Below are 17,767 nucleotides of genomic sequence, written 5' to 3' on the forward strand. Positions count from 1 at the left end.
CTGGTTCATCTGGCCGGTGCCGTTTTCCGGAAAGTTGACCGAGGTCAACGCCCGAAAGCATGCCCCCGAATCATAGTCCCGGCTCGGGCCTCGGCCATTCACCCAAGCAGAAGGAGAGACATGTCTTCAGTAAGAACGGACAAAGAGGCATCCACGACCCTGGACGACGCCCTCAAGCCCACGAGCCGGGCCGTTGACGGCGATGCGGTCGTGCGAGCCCTCAAACCGGTCACGGACGGCGCACCGGAGGCCGAAACCACCGATGGCTTCCACCTGGTCATCGATGCGCTGAAGCTGAACGACATCGACACGATCTTCGGCCTCCCCGGCATCCCGATCACCGACTTGACGCGCATGGCGCAGGCCGAAGGCATGCGGGTCATCTCGTTCCGCCACGAGCAGCACGCGGGCAATGCCGCCGCGGCCGCGGGCTTCCTCACGCAAAAGCCCGGCATCTGCCTGACGGTGTCGGCCCCCGGCTTCTTGAATGGCCTCACGGCGCTGGCCAACGCGACCACCAACTGCTTCCCGATGATCCTCATCAGCGGATCGAGCGAGCGCGAAATCGTCGACCTGCAGCAGGGCGACTACGAAGAGATGGACCAGCTGGCCATCGCCAAGCCGCTGTGCAAGGCCGCCTTCCGCGTGCTGCACGCCCAGGACATCGGCGTGGGCATCGCCCGTGCCATCCGCTCGGCACTCTCGGGCCGCCCCGGCGGCGTGTACCTGGACCTGCCGGCCAAGCTCTTCGCGCAGACCATGGATGCGGCCAAGGGCAAGGCCTCGCTCATCAAGGTGGTCGATCCGGCACCGCGCCAGATCCCCGCGCCCGATGCGGTCAAGCGCGCGCTCGATTTGCTCAAGGGCGCGAAGAAGCCGCTCATCCTGCTGGGCAAGGGCGCAGCGTACGCACAGGCCGATGCCGACATCCGCGCACTGGTCGAGAAGACGGGTATTCCCTACCTCCCGATGTCGATGGCCAAGGGCCTCCTGCCCGACACGCACGCGCAATCGGCCGCGGCCGCGCGCTCCTACGTGCTGCAGGAGGCCGACGTCGTGCTGCTCATCGGCGCGCGCCTGAACTGGCTGCTCTCGCACGGCAAGGGCAAGACCTGGGCCGAGGACAAGGGCGCCAAGCAGTTCATCCAGATCGACATCGCGCCGACCGAGATCGACAGCAACGTGGCCATCGCCGCGCCGGTGATCGGCGACATCGGCTCCTGCGTCGCGGCCCTCCTGGGCGGCATCGATGCCAAGTGGGCCAAGCCGCCCGCCGAATGGACCGGCGCCATCGCCGAGCGCAAGGACAAGAACCTCTCCAAGATGGCCGTGACGCTCGCCGCGCGCCCGTCGCCGATGAACTTCCACAGCGCGCTCAGCGTGATCCGCGACCAGGTGAAGGCACGGCCCGACGCCATCGTGGTGAACGAAGGCGCCAACACGCTGGACTTCGCGCGCAGCATCGTGGACATGTACGAGCCGCGCAAGCGCCTCGATGTGGGCACCTGGGGGATCATGGGCATCGGCATGGGCTTTGCCGTCGCGGCCGCCGTGGTCACCGACAAGCCGGTGATCGCCATCGAGGGCGACAGCGCCTTCGGCTTCAGCGGCATGGAGGTGGAAACCATCTGCCGCTACAACCTGCCGATCTGCATCATCGTCTTCAACAACAACGGCGTGTACCGCGGCACCGACGTGAACGCGAGCGGCACGGCCGACGTGGCGCCCACCGTGTTCGTGAAGAACGCGCGCTACGACAAGCTGATGGAAGCCTTCGGCGGCGTGGGCGTCAACGCCACCACCGCCGACGAGCTGCAGAAGGCCCTCACCGAGGCCGTCGCCTCGCGCCGCCCGACGCTGATCAACGCCGTCATCGACGAGACCGCGGGCACGGAAAGCGGGCGCATCACGAGCCTGAATCCCGCCACGGCGAAGAAGAAGTAATTCCAACTTTCAGCATCCCAGGAGATATCACATGAGCGACAACAAACCCCTCAACGGCATCAAGATCATCGACTTCACCCACGTGCAGGCGGGCCCGGCCTGCACGCAGATGCTGGCCTGGTTCGGCGCCGACGTCATCAAGGTCGAGCGCCCCGGCGCCGGCGACGTCACGCGCTCGCAGCTGCGCGACATTCCCGATGTGGACGCGCTCTACTTCACCATGCTCAACAGCAACAAGCGCTCGCTCACGCTGGACACCAAGCAGCCCGAGGGCAAGCGGGTGCTGGAGAAGCTGATCAAGGAATCGGATGTGCTGGTGGAGAACTTCGGCCCCGGCGCGCTCGACCGCATGGGCTTCACCTGGGAGCGCATCCAGGAACTGAACCCCAAGATGATCGTCGCCTCGGTCAAGGGCTTCAGCGACGGCCACCACTACGAAGACCTGAAGGTGTACGAGAACGTTGCGCAGTGCGCCGGCGGCGCCGCCTCGACCACCGGCTTCTGGGACGGCCCGCCGACCGTGAGCGCCGCGGCCCTGGGCGACAGCAACACCGGCATGCACCTGGCCATCGGGATTCTCACGGCCATCATCGGCCGCGAGCAGACCGGCAAGGGCCAGCGCGTGGCCTGCTCGATGCAGGACGCGGTGCTCAACCTGTGCCGCGTGAAGATGCGCGACCAGCAGCGCCTGGACCGCCTCGGTTACCTGGAGGAATACCCGCAGTACCCGCACGGCACGTTCAGCGACGTGGTGCCGCGCGGCGGCAATGCCGGCGGCGGCGGCCAGCCAGGCTGGGTGCTCAAGTGCAAGGGCTGGGAGACCGACCCGAACGCCTACATCTACTTCACCGTGCAGGGCCACGCCTGGGCGCCGATCTGCGACGCCATCGGCAAGCCGGAGTGGAAGACCGACCCCGACTACATGACCGCCAAGGCGCGCCAGCCGCACATCACCGACATCTTCGCGACCATCGAGGGCTGGCTGGCCGAGAAGACCAAGTTCGAGGCGGTCGACATCCTGCGCAAGTTCGACATTCCGTGCGCGCCGGTGCTGACGATGAAGGAACTCCTGAACGACGAGTCGCTGCGCGCCAGCGGCTCGATCGTGGAAGTGCAGCACAAGGAGCGCGGCAGCTACTTCACCGTGGGCAGCCCGATCAAGTTCTCGGACCTGAAGCCCGAGATCACCGGATCGCCGCTCCTGGGCGAGCACACCGAAGAAGTGCTGGCCGAGCTGGGCTACTCGAAAGAGCAGATCAGCAACCTGCGCGAAGCCAGGGCCGTCTGAGGCCGTCGCGAAAAGACTGACTGAAAGAAAGAAGCGGGAGCACACCTTGTCGTCATCGACCGTCGATCTGAACCAACTCGTTGCCGGTGCCGGCGACGCCATCATGGTCTGCGATGCCAAGGGTGCGATCACGCTGTGGAACAAGGCTGCCGAGCGCATCTTCGGCTTTACCGAAGCCGAAGCGCTCGGGCAGTCGCTGGACATCATCATCCCCATGCGACAACGCCAGCGGCATTGGGATGGCTACAACAAGACGATGGAAACGGCGGTCACCAAATACGGTGCCGACGTGCTGCGCGTGCCCGCTCTGCACAAGGACGGGCATACCCTTTCCATCGCCTTCACGGTCTCCATGCTGTTCGCCCCCGATCAAACGGTTTCGGGCATCGTCGCCATCGTGCGCGACGAAACCGCCCGCTTCGCCGAGGAGCGCAAATTGCGCGCCCGTCTGGTAGAAGTCGAAGCCGCGACGAACAAATAAGACAAGGAGACACACGATGAGCAAGGCACTCGAAGGCGTTCGCATCCTGGACTTCACGCATGTGCAGTCCGGCCCCACCTGCACGCAGCTCCTGGCATGGTTCGGTGCCGACGTGATCAAGGTCGAACGCGCCGGCGAAGGCGACGCGACGCGCGCCCAGCTGCGCGACATTCCCGGTGTGGACAGCCTCTATTTCACGATGCTGAATCACAACAAGCGCTCGATCACGCTGGACACCAAGAACCCCAAGGGCAAGCAGGTTCTCGATACGCTCATCAAGACCTGCGACGTGCTCGTGGAGAACTTCGCGCCCGGCGCGCTGGACCGCATGGGCATCACCTGGGCGCACATCCAGAAGCTCAACCCGCGGATGATCGTCGCCTCGGTCAAGGGCTTCGGCCCCGGCAAGTACGAGCACTGCAAGGTCTACGAGAACGTCGCGCAATGCGCCGGCGGCGCCGCATCGACCACCGGCTTCGAGGACGGCCCACCGGTGGTCACCGGCGCGCAGATCGGCGACAGCGGCACCGGGCTGCACCTGGCGCTGGGCATCGTCGCGGCGCTCTACCAGCGCAACAACACCGGGCGCGGCCAGCAGGTTCTCGCGCCGATGCAGGACGCCGTGCTCAACCTGTGCCGCGTGAAGATGCGCGACCAGCAGCGCCTGGAGCGCACCGGCACCATGCACGAGTACCCGCAGTACCCGGACGGCAAGTTCGGCGACGCGGTGCCGCGCGCGGGCAACGCATCGGGCGGCGGGCAGCCGGGCTCCATCTTGAAGTGCAAGGGCTGGGAGACCGACCCGAACGCCTACATCTACTTCATCACGCAGGGCGCGGTGTGGCCGGCGGTCTGCAAGGTGATCGGCGAGGAGGGCTGGATCACCGACGAGGCCTACGCCACGCCGGCCGCGCGCTTGCTGCACCTCAAACCCATCTTCGCGCGCATCGAGCAATGGACCATGACCAAGACCAAGTTCGAGGCCATGGACATCCTGAACGAGTTCGACATTCCGTGCGGCCCGATTCTCTCGATGAAGGAAATCGCCGCCGACGAATCGCTGCGCGAGACCGGCACCATCGTCGAGGTGGACCACCCGACGCGCGGCAAGTACCTGACCGTGGGCAACCCCATCAAGATGTCCGACAGCCGGACCGAGGTGACACGGGCGCCCTTGCTGGGCGAGCACACCGAAGAAGTGCTCCGGCAATTGGGCTATGGCGTGGACGAAATTGCCATGCTGCGCACCGAGCGCGTGATTTGAATTAACAGCACGCCGGCCGATCGATAAATAAAGCGTTTTCTTTGCAAATGGCGAAAGCCATTTGCAATGGACAGCCGCGCTCTTTTTTGCCAATTAACATATAACGCATGGCAAATGCATTCAATAAAATAGTTTAACTATTATTTATCGATCATCGAATCTACATTTTGATCATGCCGACTCGCCATCCATTTGTCGCCCGGCATCAATTTCCAGGAGAAATTTCATGATGATCGATGATGCGCCCATTCAATACTGGAGCTCCGAGACGGAGCGCAACGCCTACAACGCCGCCTTCCACGAGCTGGGCCTGCGCTGGCACTGGGACCGCGAAACCTATTGCCAATTGCTGCGCCTCACCCAGGACGGCCCGGAACGCGTGTGCCATTACCTGAGCACGCACCAGCCGCATCTATTGCGCGCCTACGACGCCAAGTCGCTGGCCGAGGTGATCGAGCAGAAGAAGGAAATCCACCAGCAGCGCGAATTGAGCGAGGGCCTCGGAAGCCGGCGTTATTTCAATTGGGCCGAAAGCCACGGCGCGGAAATCGGCGCTTAATTGCCATGAATATCCACGAATACCAGGGCAAGGACGTATTGCGCAAATACGGCGTCACCACGCCCCGTGGATTCGCCTGCGCTTCGGCCGACGAAGCCGCCGACGCCGCCACCCGCCTGGGCGGCCGCGCCTGGGTGGTGAAGGCGCAGATCCACGCCGGCGGCCGCGGCAAGGGCGGCGGCGTGAAGCTCGCGTGGTCGGTGGACGAAGTGCGCCGGCACGCGAGCCAGATGCTCGGCATGACCCTCACGACCCACCAGACCGGCCCCGAAGGCCGGGTGGTCAAGCGCCTCCTGGTGGAAGAGGGCATCGAGGTCGACAAGGAGCTGTATCTGGCCATGGTGGTCGACCGCGAATCGGGCCGCGTGGCGCTGATGGCGTCGAGCGAAGGCGGCATGGACATCGAGGAGGTGGCCGCGCGCACGCCCGGCAAGATCCACAAGGTGCTCATCGATCCGGCCACGGGCCTGAAGGGCAGCGAGGCGGATATCGTGGCGCGCAGCATCGGCCTCTCGGGCAAGTCGGTGATGCAGGCGCGCACGCTGATGCAGAACCTCTACCAGGCGTTCGACGCGAGCGATGCGTCGCTCGCCGAAATCAACCCGCTGGTGGTGACGCGCGACGGCCGCGTGATCGCGCTCGATGCCAAGTTCAACTTCGATGCGAACGCGCTCTTTCGCCAGCCCGAGATCGTGGCGATGCGCGACTTCGACGAGGAAGACCCGGCCGAGCTCGAGGCCTCGCGTTTCGATCTCTCGTACATCGCGCTGGATGGCGACATCGGGTGCCTCGTGAACGGCGCGGGCCTCGCGATGGCGACGATGGATGTCATCAAGCTCTACGGCGGCTCGCCCGCGAACTTCCTCGATGTGGGCGGCGGCGCGACGGCCGAGAAGGTGACGCAGGCCTTCAAGCTGATGCTGCGCAACCCGAACCTGCGCGCGATCCTGGTCAACATCTTCGGCGGGATCATGAAGTGCGACGTGATCGCGCGCGGCGTGATCGCGGCGGCGCGCGAGGTCGAGCTCTCGGTGCCGCTGGTGGTGCGCATGAAGGGCACGAACGAGAGCCTGGGCCGCACGATCCTGGCGCAGTCGGGCCTGCCGATCATCGCGGCCGACGACATGGCGGATGCCGCCCAACAAGCCGTGGCTGCGGCGCGCCGGAGGAACCACTGAGATGTCGATCCTCATCAACAAGCACACCCGCGTCATCACGCAGGGCATCACCGGCAAGACCGGCCAGTTCCACACCGCGATGTGCCGCGACTACGGCAACGGCCAGAAGTGCTTCGTCGCGGGCGTGAACCCGAACAAGGCGGGCAAGTCGTTCGACGGCATTCCGATCTTCGGCACGGTGAAGGACGCGAAGGCCGAGACCGGCGCGACCGTCTCGGTGATCTACGTGCCGCCGCCGTTCGCCGCTGCCGCGATCGACGAGGCGGTCGATGCCGGGCTCGACCTGGTCATCTGCATCACCGAAGGCATTCCGGTGCGCGACATGATCCGCACGCGCCACCGCATGGAGGGCAGCAAGACGCTCCTGCTCGGGCCGAACTGCCCGGGGCTCATCACGCCCGACGAAATCAAGATCGGGATCATGCCGGGGCACATCCACCAGCGCGGGCGCATCGGCGTGGTGTCGCGCTCGGGCACGCTGACCTACGAGGCGGCGAGCCAGCTCGCGCGCTTCGGCATCGGGCAGTCGACGGTGGTGGGCATCGGCGGCGATCCGGTCGGCGGGCTCAAGCACATCGACGTGCTCAAGATGTTCAACGACGACCCGCGCACCGACGCCGTGATCATGGTCGGCGAGATCGGCGGCAACGAAGAAGAGATCTGCGCGCGCTGGATCAAGGACCACATGCGCAAGCCCGTGGTCGGCTTCATCGCCGGCGCCACCGCGCCGCCCGGCAAGCGCATGGGCCATGCGGGCGCCATCGTCTCGGGCGGGCGCGGCACCGCGCAGGAAAAGCTCGCGGTGATGAAGGAATGCGGCATCCACGTGACCAGCAATCCGGCGGAGATGGGGAAGCTGCTCGCCTCGCTCGTCATTCCCGACTACCTCCCGTTCGACTGACCGATCCATCGATCGCTGGTTGAACGGCCTCGCAGATTTCAAGAAAGCACACAACAAATGAAACAGCAGACGCAGCAGTGGGTACGTTTTGAAGACGCCGGCAAGGCCGCCTTCGGCACCGTCGTTGGCGATGCGGTGCACGAGCACCAGGGCGACATGTACGGAAGCTGCGAGCCCACGGGCCGCGTGTTCGTGCTCGCGGGCCTGAAGCTGCTCACGCCCAGCGAGCCCACGAAGGTCATCGCGCTGTGGAACAACTTCCACGCGCTCGGCGCCAAGCTGAGCCTGCCGGTCCCCGCGGAGCCGCTCTATTTGCTGAAGGCGCCCAACTCCTTCGCGGCGCACGGCGATGCGATCCGAAAGCCGCTGTGCGAGGGCAAGGTGGTGTTCGAGGGCGAGCTGGGCATCGTCATCGGCAAGACCGCCACCGCCGTGGCCGAGGCCGATGCGCTCGATCACGTGTTCGGCTACACCTGCGCCAACGACGTGACCGTGGCCGACATCCTGAACCGCGACGCGTCGTTCGCCCAGTGGGTGCGCGCCAAGGGCTTCGACACCTTCTGCCCGATGGGCCCCGTGGTGGCCACGGGCCTCGATCCCTCAACGCTCGTCGTGACCACCGTGCTCAACGGCGAGGAGCGCCAAAAATATCCGATCAGCGACATGCGCTTTTCGGTGCAGCAACTGGTCAGCCTGATCTCGCAGGACATGACGCTCAACCCGGGCGACGTGATCCTGTGCGGCACCTCGGTGGGCGTCGGCTCGATGAAGCCGGGCAGCCAGGTGGAGATCGGCATCGAAGGCATCGGCAAGCTCTCCAACCGCTTCGGTTGAGACGACGAACAAGCAGCCTTGCCGGCCTCGCACAACGCATTCAAAACTACTGGGGATCGACATGAAGATTGCAGTCATCGGCGCAGGCGCCATCGGCGGCCTGGTCGGCGCGAAACTCGCGCTGGCCGGGGAGGACGTCACGTTCATCGTGCGCGGCGCGAACCTCTCGGCCATCAAGGCCAACGGCTTCAAGCTGGTCTCGGCCGAGGGCGAGGAGCAGGTCGCGCGCAACGTGAAGGCCACCGACAGCTACGACGAAGCCGGCCCGCAGGACATCGTCATCCTCGCGATGAAGGCGCACCAGGTCGAGGCCGTGGCCGACGACGTGCCCAAGCTCTTCGGCCCCGAGACCATGGTCGTGACGATGCAGAACGGCATTCCGTACTGGTACTTCTACAACCACGGCGGCGCGCTCGCGGGCACGCCGGTGCGCAGCGTCGACCCCACAGGGCTGGTGAGCGCGAAGGTGCCGGCCGAGCGGGTGATCGGGTGCGTGGTGTACCCCGCGTCCGAGCTCATCGCGCCGGGCGTGGTGAAGCACATCGAAGGCGATCGCTTTCCGGTCGGCGAGCTCGATGGCTCATCGAGCGAGCGCGTGAACCGCGCCTCGGCGTGCTTCACCGGCGCGGGCTTCAAGGCGCCGGTTCTCGACAACATCCGCGCGGAGATCTGGCTCAAGCTCTGGGGCAACCTCACCTTCAATCCGATCAGCAGCCTCTCGCATTCGACGCTGGTCGACATCTGCCAGTACCCGCCCTCGCGCGACCTCGCCGCCGCGATGATGCGCGAGGCCCAGGCCGTCGCGCACAAGCTGGGCATCGAATTCCGCGTGACGCTCGAGAAGCGCATCGCCGGCGCCGAGAAAGTCGGCAAGCACAAGACCTCGATGCTGCAGGACGTCGAAGCCGGCCGCGCGCCGGAGATCGATGCGCTGGTGGGCGCCGTGGTCGAGCTCGCGCGCCTGACCGACACCTCGACGCCGCACATCGACACCGTCTACACGCTGGTGAAATTGCTGGCGCGCACGATGGAAGACCAACGGGGCCAAGTCCGGCTTCGCGAAATGGCATGAGAAAGAACAACACACCATGAGACGCACACGCAGCGCAAAGATCGTCGCCACGCTCGGCCCGGCCACCCCCGACGAGCAAGCCATTCGCGCGCTGTTCGAGCGTGGCGTGGATGTGTTCCGGCTGAACTTCAGCCACGGCTCGCAGCACGACCATGCGCGCCGGCTGGAAGCCATCCGCCGGCTCGAAAAAGAATTTGGCCGGCCCATCGGCGTGCTGCTCGACCTGCAAGGGCCCAAGCTGCGGCTGGGCACCTTCGAGGGCGGGCGCGCGCAACTCGAAGCAGGCCGGCGTTTTCGCCTCGACATGGACACGAAGACGAGCGGCGACTTCCGCCGCGCGCCGTTGCCGCACCCCGAGATCTTCGCGGCGCTGCAGGCCGGCACGGATTTGCTGCTGGACGACGGCAAGCTGCGCCTGCGCGTGGAGAGCCACGGCGCCGATTTCGCGGAGACCACCGTCATCGTCGGCGGGCCGATCTCCGACCGCAAGGGCGTGAACGTGCCGAGCGTGCTGCTGCCGATTTCGCCGCTCACGCCGAAGGACCGCGACGACCTGGACTTCGGGCTCTCGATGGGCGTGGACTGGGTGGCGCTCTCGTTCGTGCAGCGGCCCGAGGACATCACCGAGGCGCGCGAGATCATCGGCAAGCGCGCATGGATCATGGCCAAGCTGGAGAAGCCCGCGGCCATCGAGCACCTGGACGCCATCGTCGCGCTGGCCGACGGCGTCATGGTCGCGCGCGGCGACCTCGGCGTGGAGCTGCCGCCCGAGCAGGTTCCCGAATTGCAGCGCCGCATCGTGCGCGCCTGCCGCCAGCACGGCAAGCCCGTGGTGGTGGCCACGCAGATGCTCGAATCGATGATCGCGGCGCCCGTGCCCACGCGCGCCGAAGTGTCCGATGTGGCCACGGCCATCTACGACGGCGTCGATGCAGTGATGCTCTCGGCCGAATCGGCCTCGGGCAAGTACCCGCTCGAAGCGGTCGGCATGATGGACCGCATCGTCGCGCGCGTGGAGGCCGATCCGTCGTACCGCACGGGTATCGATGCGACGCACGATGCGGCGCTCTCGACCACGGCCGATGCGGTGTGCGCCTCGATGCGCCAGGTGGCCGCGCTGCTCGCGCCGGCCGCCACCGTCACCTACACCTCCTCTGGCTTCACGAGCCTGCGCGCCGCGCGCGAGCGGCCCGCGGTGCCGATCCTGAGCCTCACGCCCGACGTGGCCGCCGCGCGTCGCATGGCGATGGTCTGGGGCGTGCATGCGGCGCTCGTGGACGACGTGCACGACGTGGCCGAGATGATCGACTGCGCCTGCCGCACCGCGCGCGCCGAAGGCTTCGCGAAGGCGGGCGACGACGTGGTGGTGGTGGCGGGGCTGCCCTTCGGTTTGTCGGGCACGACGAACCTGTTGCACGTCGCGCGAATTCCGAACTGATGTCGATCGCCTGGGAGGAATGTTGCCCCACCCACCGTTCACGCTGAGCCTGTCGAAGCGCCGCGCGAGGTTTCGACAAGCTCCACCCGAACGGTTGGGGGTTCTCAACCTCACCGGATTTTTCGGCCCTGCCCGATGAAGCACGCGACCCTGCGCCAGTTGAAGGTCTTCGAGGCCGTCGCGCGGCTCTTGAGTTTTTCGCGCGCGGCGGAAGAGCTTCACCTCACGCAGCCGGCCGTTTCCACGCAAGTTTCCAAACTCGAGGAGCATGCCGGCAACGTGCTGTTCGAGCAGTTCGGCAAGAAGATTTTCTTGACCCCCGCAGGCGCCGAGCTGCTGCAGATCAGCCGCGCGATCATCCAGCAGTTCGAGGCGGCCGAGAACGCGATGATGCAGTTCAAGGGCGTCTCGGGCGGCAAGCTCAACGTGGGGGTCATCAGCGCGGGCGACTACTTCTTTCCGCGCCTCCTGGTGGAGTTCGCGAGCCGCCATCGCGGCGTGACGCTGAACTTCACCGTGCACAACCGCGAGGGCCTCCTGACCCACATCGCGGAGAACCTTACCGACCTCGCGATCATGGTGCGGCCGCCCACCGACCTGGACACATCGAACCAGGCCTTTGCACCGCACCCTTACGTGATCGTCGCGCCGCCGACGCATCCGCTGGTGGGCGTGCCGGGCGTTCCATTGAAGCGCTTGATGCGCGAGCCGTTCGTGGTGCGGGAAAAAGCCTCGGACACCTGGCACTCGATGGAAGACGGCTTCGGGCGCGAGCTGGAGCACATCAACATCGCGATGGAAATCCGCAGCACCGAGACCATCAAGCAGGCGGTGATCGCGGGCATGGGCGTGAGCTTCGTCTCGGCGCACACCATCAGCCAGGAGCTGAAGGCCGGCAGCCTCTGCGTGCTCGATGTGGAAAATTTTCCACTGATGCTCAACTGGTACGTGGTGCATCGCCGCACCAAGCGCCTGCCGCCGGTGGCGCAGGCCTTCAAGGACTTTCTGCTGAGCGATGGCGCATCGCTGATCTCGCAGATCGTGCCGTTCAAACCTCTCCAGCCACTCGAATCAGAGGCCTGAAAAAACAAAAGAGCGCATGAAGCGCTCTTTGTCTTTGGGGCGGTGCACGATCAGTTGGTCAGTGCGCTGCGGATGCTCTTGCGGTGTTGCACGAGTGCGGCGCGGGCGGCCTTGTACATGATCACGATGGGCATCGCGGCGACCAGATCGCGCAGCGCTTCGTCGTTGGCGGTGGACTGCGGGGCGGTGCGGATCGCGCGGGAATCGAGGGTGGTGTTGCTCATGGAAATGCTCCTGAAAAGTTGAATCAAAAAGACTGAAGGGATTACCCGCAATTTTAGGGTTTACCCTAGACGGACGCAAACATTGATTTCGCGTTTCTTGACCTAGGTCAATTTTTCTCCTTGCAAATGGGCGTGCGAGTAGAGGTCAAGTGCAGGTCTGTGGCTTGTGCACAGGCCACCGGGTACTTCCCTCCGCGAATGTCCCCCGGGGCTTCGCCCCTCCTCCTTGATTTCGCTGCGGGAAGCACCCGATGCCCTGCGCACGTGGGCACGCTCTGCATGAACCGCGAACAAGGACTGCTGTGAAGCGCTCGCGCTGACGGTGGGCTCTGTTTCGCGAAATAAAGGAGGAGGGCGAAGCCCGGGGGACATTCGCGAAACAGAGCCCACCGTCGGCGTGAGTGCAGCCCCGAACACCCGCGCAAACATCCCAAAAAAATACAACGCAACACGCGTCCCGCATAGGGATATCACGGGGGTCTCAACACAGCGCGATTCGTGTGAACTTGACTGCGGTCAAGAGTTTTTGAGTCGTGCAGTCCGACAGTCATCCACGCGCAAAAACAAGTGATTCATTTCTCTTTTTTTCACTCTGATTGCGTCGTCTTTCCCGAGACCGTCGGACTCATCAAAACATTAAGGACAACTCCATGACTCGGCCAACCACCACGATTGCGGGTTCCAACCCCGCGATGTATCCACCTTCGGATTCCACCTACGGTGTCACCGCCAAACGCTCCGAGGCGTACCGATGGGGACAGTTGCTGATCGGCATCGTCTGCATGGCGATGATCGCGAACCTGCAGTACGGCTGGACCCTCTTCGTCAACCCCATCGCTGAAAAGCACGGCTGGAGCCGCGCCGCCATCCAGGTGGCCTTCACCATCTTCGTGCTCACCGAAACCTGGCTCGTGCCCATCGAGGGTTATCTGGTCGACCGCTTCGGCCCGCGCCCCGTGGTGCTCGTGGGCGGCGTGCTCTGCGGCCTGGGCTGGGTGCTGAATTCGTTCGCTGCCTCGCTCCCGATGCTCTACATCGCGGCGGCCGTCGGCGGCATCGGCGCAGGCGCTGTGTACGGCACCTGCGTCGGCAATGCGCTCAAGTGGTTCCCCGACCGCCGCGGCCTCGCAGCGGGCATGACCGCCGCGGGCTTCGGTGCCGGCTCGGCGCTCACGATCATTCCCATCTCCGTGATGATCAAGACCAGCGGCTACGAGTCTGCGTTTCTGTATTTTGGGATCGGTCAGGGCGTGATCGTCTTCGCCCTGGCCTGGTTGCTCACCCGCGCACCCGATCACGTGAAGGCGGCCTCGAGCAGCCGCAACGTTCAGCAATCGCAGCGCGACTACTCGCCCTCTGAAGTGCTGCGCTCGCCCATCTTCTGGGTGATGTACGCGATGTTCGTGATGGTGGCGGCCGGCGGCCTGATGGCCACCGCGCAGCTCGGACCGATTGCGCAAGATTTCAAGATCATGGATGTACCGGTCAACATCATGGGACTGGTATTGCCTGCGCTGACGTTCGCCCTGGCGATCGACCGCGTGCTCAACGGCCTCACGCGACCCTTCTTCGGCTGGGTCTCCGACAAGATCGGACGTGAGCAGACGATGTTCATCGCCTTCGCGCTCGAATCGGTTGGCATCCTGGCGCTGTACTACTACGGCCAGAACCCGATCCTCTTCGTGCTGCTGACCGGCATGGTGTTCTTCGCCTGGGGCGAGATCTACAGCCTGTTCCCCTCGACCTGCGCCGACACCTTCGGCTCCAAGTTCGCCGCATCCAACGCCGGCATGCTCTACACCGCCAAGGGCACGGCCTCGCTGCTGGTGCCGCTGTCCAGCGTGCTGGCCGCATCCACCGGCAGCTGGCATGCGGTGTTCATCGTCGCGAGCGCGGTCAATGCCGCGGCCGCGCTGATGGCCTGGTTCGTGTTGCGCCCGATGCGCCGCAAGCACATCGAGGCCAGCCGCCAAGCGTCGGCGTCCTGAGTCCATTGTTTTCGGTCAGCGAAGGCCGATGCGCGAGGCGCGCGAGCGCAGCACATCGGCCCGCCACGGGTCGGTGGCTTCGAGGGTGTCCGCCGCGACCTGCAAGGCGCGCATCTGCTCCACGTCCTCGATGAGCTTGCGGGGGCTGAGCAAGGCCTCCGCGAGCATGAAGGCCTCGTCGGCGAGGCCCCTGAGCGCATCGGCGAGGCGCTCGGCGCCCTTCGCTTGCATGGAGTGACCAAGGATCGGCATGAGGGGCTCCCGGGTTGTGTTGAAGTGGTCTTCATCTTCTGTCCGGCCACTGCATAAGTAAAACGAGATTAATTGCCGGTTGAATGCAAAAATAATGCATTCAAAGAGGGCGCCTCGATGGACATCAACCTGGCCCGGACCTTTCTCGCGATCGTCGAGACGCGCAGCTTCCAGCGCGCCGCCGAACGCCTGCATGTGACGCAGACCTCGGTGAGCGCACGCGTGCGAACGCTCGAAGAACTGCTGCGCCGCAAGCTCTTCGTGCGCAACAAGTCGGGTGCGGCCCTCACGCGCGCAGGTGAGCAATTCCTGCCGCATGCGACCACGCTGGTGCAGGTGTGGGAGCGGGCGCGCCACCAGGTGGCGGTGCCCGACGGCAGCCAGGCGGTGCTCGCGGCTGGTTGCGAGATCAGCCTGTGGGACCCGCTGCTGTTGCGCTGGCTGCTGTGGCTGCGGCAGACCGCGCCGCAGCTGGCCATCCGCACGGAGGTCGGCTTTCCGCACGACCTGCTCGACAAGGTGGCGGGCGGCGTGCTCGATGTCGCGATCGTCTATGCGCCGCAGCAGCGGCCGGGGCTGCGCGTGGAATTGCTCATCGAGGAAAAGCTCGTGATGGTCACCACCGCCAAGCGCCCGCGCGTGCCGCGGCCGGCGGACTATGTGTATGTCGACTGGGGTCCGGAGTTCGCGGCGCAGCACGGCCTCGCGTTTCCCGAGCTCTCCAACGCGGCGGTGAAGGCCGGCCTCGGGCCGTTGGGCCGCGAGTACCTGCTGGCCGCGGGCGGCACGGGCTACTTCCGGCTCGACGTGGTGCGCGCGCACCTCGAATCGGGGCACCTGCGGCGCGTGCCCAACACGCCGGAGTTTCTCTATCCCGCCTATGCCGTCTACGCGGTGGGCGCAGACCCGGCCATCGTCGAGCCGGCGCTCGCGGGGCTGCGCGAGGTCTCGGCCGGCGGCGCCCGCCCCCTTGTTTCCGGGAAATTGACCTGAGTCAAGGTCTTTGCCTTCGTATTCGCTGACAGTGCCTCCAGAGCGGGAAACCGCAATTTTTCCTAGGGCAATCGGCAGTGTCTGCGAGCGTATTTCGGTCGTAGGATGAAAAAGCCGGGACAGCAAAAAAACCCACGATGAACGACAACCCGGTAAGGAGCGCCGCATGAACGAAGTGGGCCGACACGCCACGATGAGCGAATCCGATGAACTGGCCGCGGTGCGCCAGGTGCTGCAGGAGCGCGCCGAAGAACCGGGGGCGCTGCTCCCGATCCTTCACGACGTGCAGGACGCGCTGGGCTACATCCCGCCGCACACCGTGACCACGATCGCAGAGGGCGTGAACCTCTCGCGCGCCGAAGTGCATGGCGTCATCACCTATTACCACCACTTTCGCTCCGCGCCCGCGGCACGCCACGTGATCCAGATCTGCCGGGCCGAGGCCTGCCAGTCGATGGGCGCCGATGCGCTGCTGGCCCACGCGGAGCTGCGCCTGGGGTGCAGCGCGCATGGCCATTCGAAGGACGGCAACTTCACGCTGGAGCCGGCCTTCTGCCTGGGCCTGTGCGCCTCGTCGCCCGCGATGACGATCAACGAAGAACCGCACGCGCGCATGACGACGCGTTCGTTCGATGCGCTGGTGGCGCAATACGGAAGCTGCGCATGAGCCTCACCATTTATGTCCCGCGCGATTCGGCTGCACTGGCGGTCGGTGCCGAGCGCGTGGCCGAGCGCATCGCGCAGGAAGCGGCGATTCGCGGCATCTCGTTCGGCATGGTGCGCAACGGTTCGCGCGGCCTCTTCTGGCTGGAGCCGATGGTCGAGGTGACCACGCCCGCCGGCCGCGTGGCCTACGGGCCCGTGACCATCGACGACGTGGCCGACCTGTTCGATGCGGGCTTTGCCGAAGGCGCGCAGACGCACCCGCTCTCGCTTGGCCTGACCGACGAGATCCCGTACCTGAAGAAGCAGGAGCGCCTGACCTTCGCGCGCATGGGCATCACCGATCCGGTGTCGGTCGCCGACTACGAAGCGCACGAAGGCTATGCGGGCCTGCGCCGCGCGCTGGGCTTGACGCCCGAAGAGGTGGTGCAGCAGGTGCTCGATTCGGGCCTGCGCGGCCGCGGCGGCGCGGCGTTCCCGGCGGGCATCAAGTGGAAGACCGTGATGGCCACGCCGGCCGCGCAGAAGTACATCGTCTGCAACGCCGACGAAGGCGACTCGGGCACCTTCTCCGACCGCATGACGATGGAGGGCGATCCGCTCATGCTGATCGAAGGCATGACCATCGCGGGCATCGCCACCGGCGCGACCAAGGGCTACGTCTACATCCGCTCGGAATACCCGCACGCCATCGCGACGATGAACGAGGCGATCCGCGCGGCGGAAGCCGCCGGGTTCCTGGGCGAGAACATCCTCGGCTCGGGCCAGACCTTCTGGCTCGAAGTGCGCAAGGGCGCGGGCTCGTATGTGTGCGGCGAAGAGACCGCGCTGCTCGAAAGCCTGGAGGGCAAGCGCGGCATCGTGCGCGCCAAGCCGCCGCTGCCGGCCATCACCGGCCTCTTCGGGCAGCCCACGCTCATCAACAACGTGATCACGCTCGCGAGCGTGCCGCTCATCCTGGCGCGCGGCGCCGAGTACTACCGCGACTTCGGCGTGGGCCGCTCGCGCGGCACGCTGCCGATGCAGCTGGCCGGCAACATCAAGCACGGCGGGCTGGTGGAGAAGGCCTTCGGCGTCACGCTGCGCGAACTGCTGTACGACTATGGCGGCGGCTCTGCCTCCGGCCGGCCGATCAAGGCGGTGCAGGTGGGTGGACCGCTGGGTGCGTACCTGCCCGAATCGCAATGGGACCTGCCGCTGGACTACGAGGCCTATGCGGCCGTGGGCGGCACGGTGGGCCACGGCGGCATCGTGGTGCACGACGACACGGCCGACCTCTCCAAGCTCGCGCGCTATGCGATGGAGTTCTGCGCCATCGAGTCGTGCGGCAAGTGCACGCCGTGCCGCATCGGCTCCACGCGCGGCGTGGAGGTGATCGACAAGATCCGCGCGGACAACAAGCGCGTGGAGCACGTCATCTTGCTGCGCGACCTGTGCAACACCATGGTCCACGGCTCGCTGTGCGCCATGGGCGGCATGACGCCCTTCCCGGTGCTGTCCGCACTCGACCATTTCCCACAGGACTTCGGTCTCGTGGTCCCCGATCGCAAGGCTGCTTGAAAGCAACGCATCGCGCGTCGCACAGCACACAGCAGCAGGAGACAA

At 65.6% G+C, this 17,767-nt stretch carries 17 protein-coding genes; 15 read left to right on the plus strand and 2 right to left on the minus strand.

Going from position 1 to position 17,767, the window contains the following annotated elements; all coding sequences use genetic code 11:
- Positions 1 to 120 precede the first annotated feature (120 nt).
- The 11 genes from oxc (at position 121) to ACZYRS_RS06050 (ending at position 12,042) form a co-directional block, all read left to right on the plus strand.
- Positions 121 to 1,944: an oxalyl-CoA decarboxylase gene (gene oxc / locus ACZYRS_RS06000; RefSeq protein ID WP_198786542.1), complete on the plus strand. Its 1,824-nt coding sequence runs from the start codon at positions 121 to 123 to the stop codon at positions 1,942 to 1,944.
- Between the two features lie 31 nt (positions 1,945 to 1,975).
- Entirely contained in the window at positions 1,976 to 3,232 is a 1,257-nt protein-coding gene (frc, locus tag ACZYRS_RS06005; RefSeq protein WP_463418504.1) for a formyl-CoA transferase, read from the plus strand.
- A 46-nt stretch (positions 3,233 to 3,278) separates the two neighbouring features.
- On the plus strand, positions 3,279 to 3,713 hold the full coding sequence (locus ACZYRS_RS06010) for a PAS domain-containing protein (protein WP_463418505.1): 435 nt from the start codon (positions 3,279 to 3,281) through the stop codon (positions 3,711 to 3,713).
- 16 nt (positions 3,714 to 3,729) lie between these two features.
- Complete coding sequence (frc, locus tag ACZYRS_RS06015) at positions 3,730 to 4,977, plus strand: formyl-CoA transferase (RefSeq protein ID WP_198786539.1); 1,248 nt, start codon at positions 3,730 to 3,732, stop codon at positions 4,975 to 4,977.
- Positions 4,978 to 5,203: 226 nt separating this feature from the next.
- The gene (locus tag ACZYRS_RS06020) at positions 5,204 to 5,536 is read left to right on the plus strand and encodes an HAD family hydrolase (RefSeq protein ID WP_332875244.1); all 333 of its coding nucleotides are present in this window, start codon (positions 5,204 to 5,206) and stop codon (positions 5,534 to 5,536) included.
- 5 nt (positions 5,537 to 5,541) lie between these two features.
- Entirely contained in the window at positions 5,542 to 6,714 is a 1,173-nt protein-coding gene (gene sucC, locus ACZYRS_RS06025) for an ADP-forming succinate--CoA ligase subunit beta (RefSeq protein ID WP_463418506.1), read from the plus strand.
- 1 nt (position 6,715) lies between these two features.
- Positions 6,716 to 7,615: a succinate--CoA ligase subunit alpha gene (gene sucD / locus ACZYRS_RS06030; protein ID WP_463418507.1), complete on the plus strand. Its 900-nt coding sequence runs from the start codon at positions 6,716 to 6,718 to the stop codon at positions 7,613 to 7,615.
- A 57-nt stretch (positions 7,616 to 7,672) separates the two neighbouring features.
- Positions 7,673 to 8,449 (plus strand): fumarylacetoacetate hydrolase family protein, encoded by a 777-nt coding sequence (locus ACZYRS_RS06035; protein ID WP_463418508.1) that lies wholly within the window; start codon positions 7,673 to 7,675, stop codon positions 8,447 to 8,449.
- Positions 8,450 to 8,510: 61 nt separating this feature from the next.
- Positions 8,511 to 9,521, plus strand: coding sequence for a 2-dehydropantoate 2-reductase (locus tag ACZYRS_RS06040; RefSeq protein WP_463418509.1), 1,011 nt, complete (start codon positions 8,511 to 8,513; stop codon positions 9,519 to 9,521).
- A gap of 16 nt (positions 9,522 to 9,537) precedes the next feature.
- On the plus strand, positions 9,538 to 10,959 hold the full coding sequence (pyk, locus tag ACZYRS_RS06045; protein ID WP_463418510.1) for a pyruvate kinase: 1,422 nt from the start codon (positions 9,538 to 9,540) through the stop codon (positions 10,957 to 10,959).
- A gap of 135 nt (positions 10,960 to 11,094) precedes the next feature.
- Positions 11,095 to 12,042, plus strand: coding sequence for a LysR family transcriptional regulator (locus ACZYRS_RS06050; RefSeq protein WP_463418511.1), 948 nt, complete (start codon positions 11,095 to 11,097; stop codon positions 12,040 to 12,042).
- 50 nt (positions 12,043 to 12,092) lie between these two features.
- Here the strand turns inward: ACZYRS_RS06050 and ACZYRS_RS06055 are convergent, their stop codons facing one another.
- A complete protein-coding gene (locus ACZYRS_RS06055; RefSeq protein ID WP_198786532.1) occupies positions 12,093 to 12,266 on the minus strand; it encodes a hypothetical protein in 174 nt (57 codons plus the stop codon).
- Positions 12,267 to 12,958: 692 nt separating this feature from the next.
- Between ACZYRS_RS06055 and oxlT the strand changes: the two genes are divergently transcribed.
- Positions 12,959 to 14,254: an oxalate/formate MFS antiporter gene (gene oxlT / locus ACZYRS_RS06060; RefSeq protein WP_443083352.1), complete on the plus strand. Its 1,296-nt coding sequence runs from the start codon at positions 12,959 to 12,961 to the stop codon at positions 14,252 to 14,254.
- A 15-nt stretch (positions 14,255 to 14,269) separates the two neighbouring features.
- Here oxlT and ACZYRS_RS06065 read toward each other — a convergent pair whose 3' ends face one another.
- On the minus strand, positions 14,270 to 14,506 hold the full coding sequence (locus ACZYRS_RS06065) for a hypothetical protein (RefSeq protein ID WP_463418512.1): 237 nt from the start codon (positions 14,504 to 14,506) through the stop codon (positions 14,270 to 14,272).
- 117 nt (positions 14,507 to 14,623) lie between these two features.
- On the opposite strand from ACZYRS_RS06065, the gene ACZYRS_RS06070 reads away from it, so the two are divergent.
- The 3 genes from ACZYRS_RS06070 (at position 14,624) to ACZYRS_RS06080 (ending at position 17,722) form a co-directional block, all read left to right on the plus strand.
- Positions 14,624 to 15,499, plus strand: a complete 876-nt coding sequence (locus tag ACZYRS_RS06070) for a LysR family transcriptional regulator (RefSeq protein ID WP_198786529.1) — start codon at positions 14,624 to 14,626, stop codon at positions 15,497 to 15,499.
- A gap of 166 nt (positions 15,500 to 15,665) precedes the next feature.
- Positions 15,666 to 16,166, plus strand: a complete 501-nt coding sequence (locus ACZYRS_RS06075; RefSeq protein ID WP_013543546.1) for a formate dehydrogenase subunit gamma — start codon at positions 15,666 to 15,668, stop codon at positions 16,164 to 16,166.
- The gene (locus ACZYRS_RS06080) at positions 16,163 to 17,722 is read left to right on the plus strand and encodes a formate dehydrogenase beta subunit (protein WP_463418513.1); all 1,560 of its coding nucleotides are present in this window, start codon (positions 16,163 to 16,165) and stop codon (positions 17,720 to 17,722) included. Before ACZYRS_RS06075 ends, ACZYRS_RS06080 begins: the two co-directional genes overlap by 4 nt.
- Positions 17,723 to 17,767 lie beyond the last annotated feature (45 nt).

It is taken from the genome of Variovorax sp. AC194, from assembly GCF_979257995.1.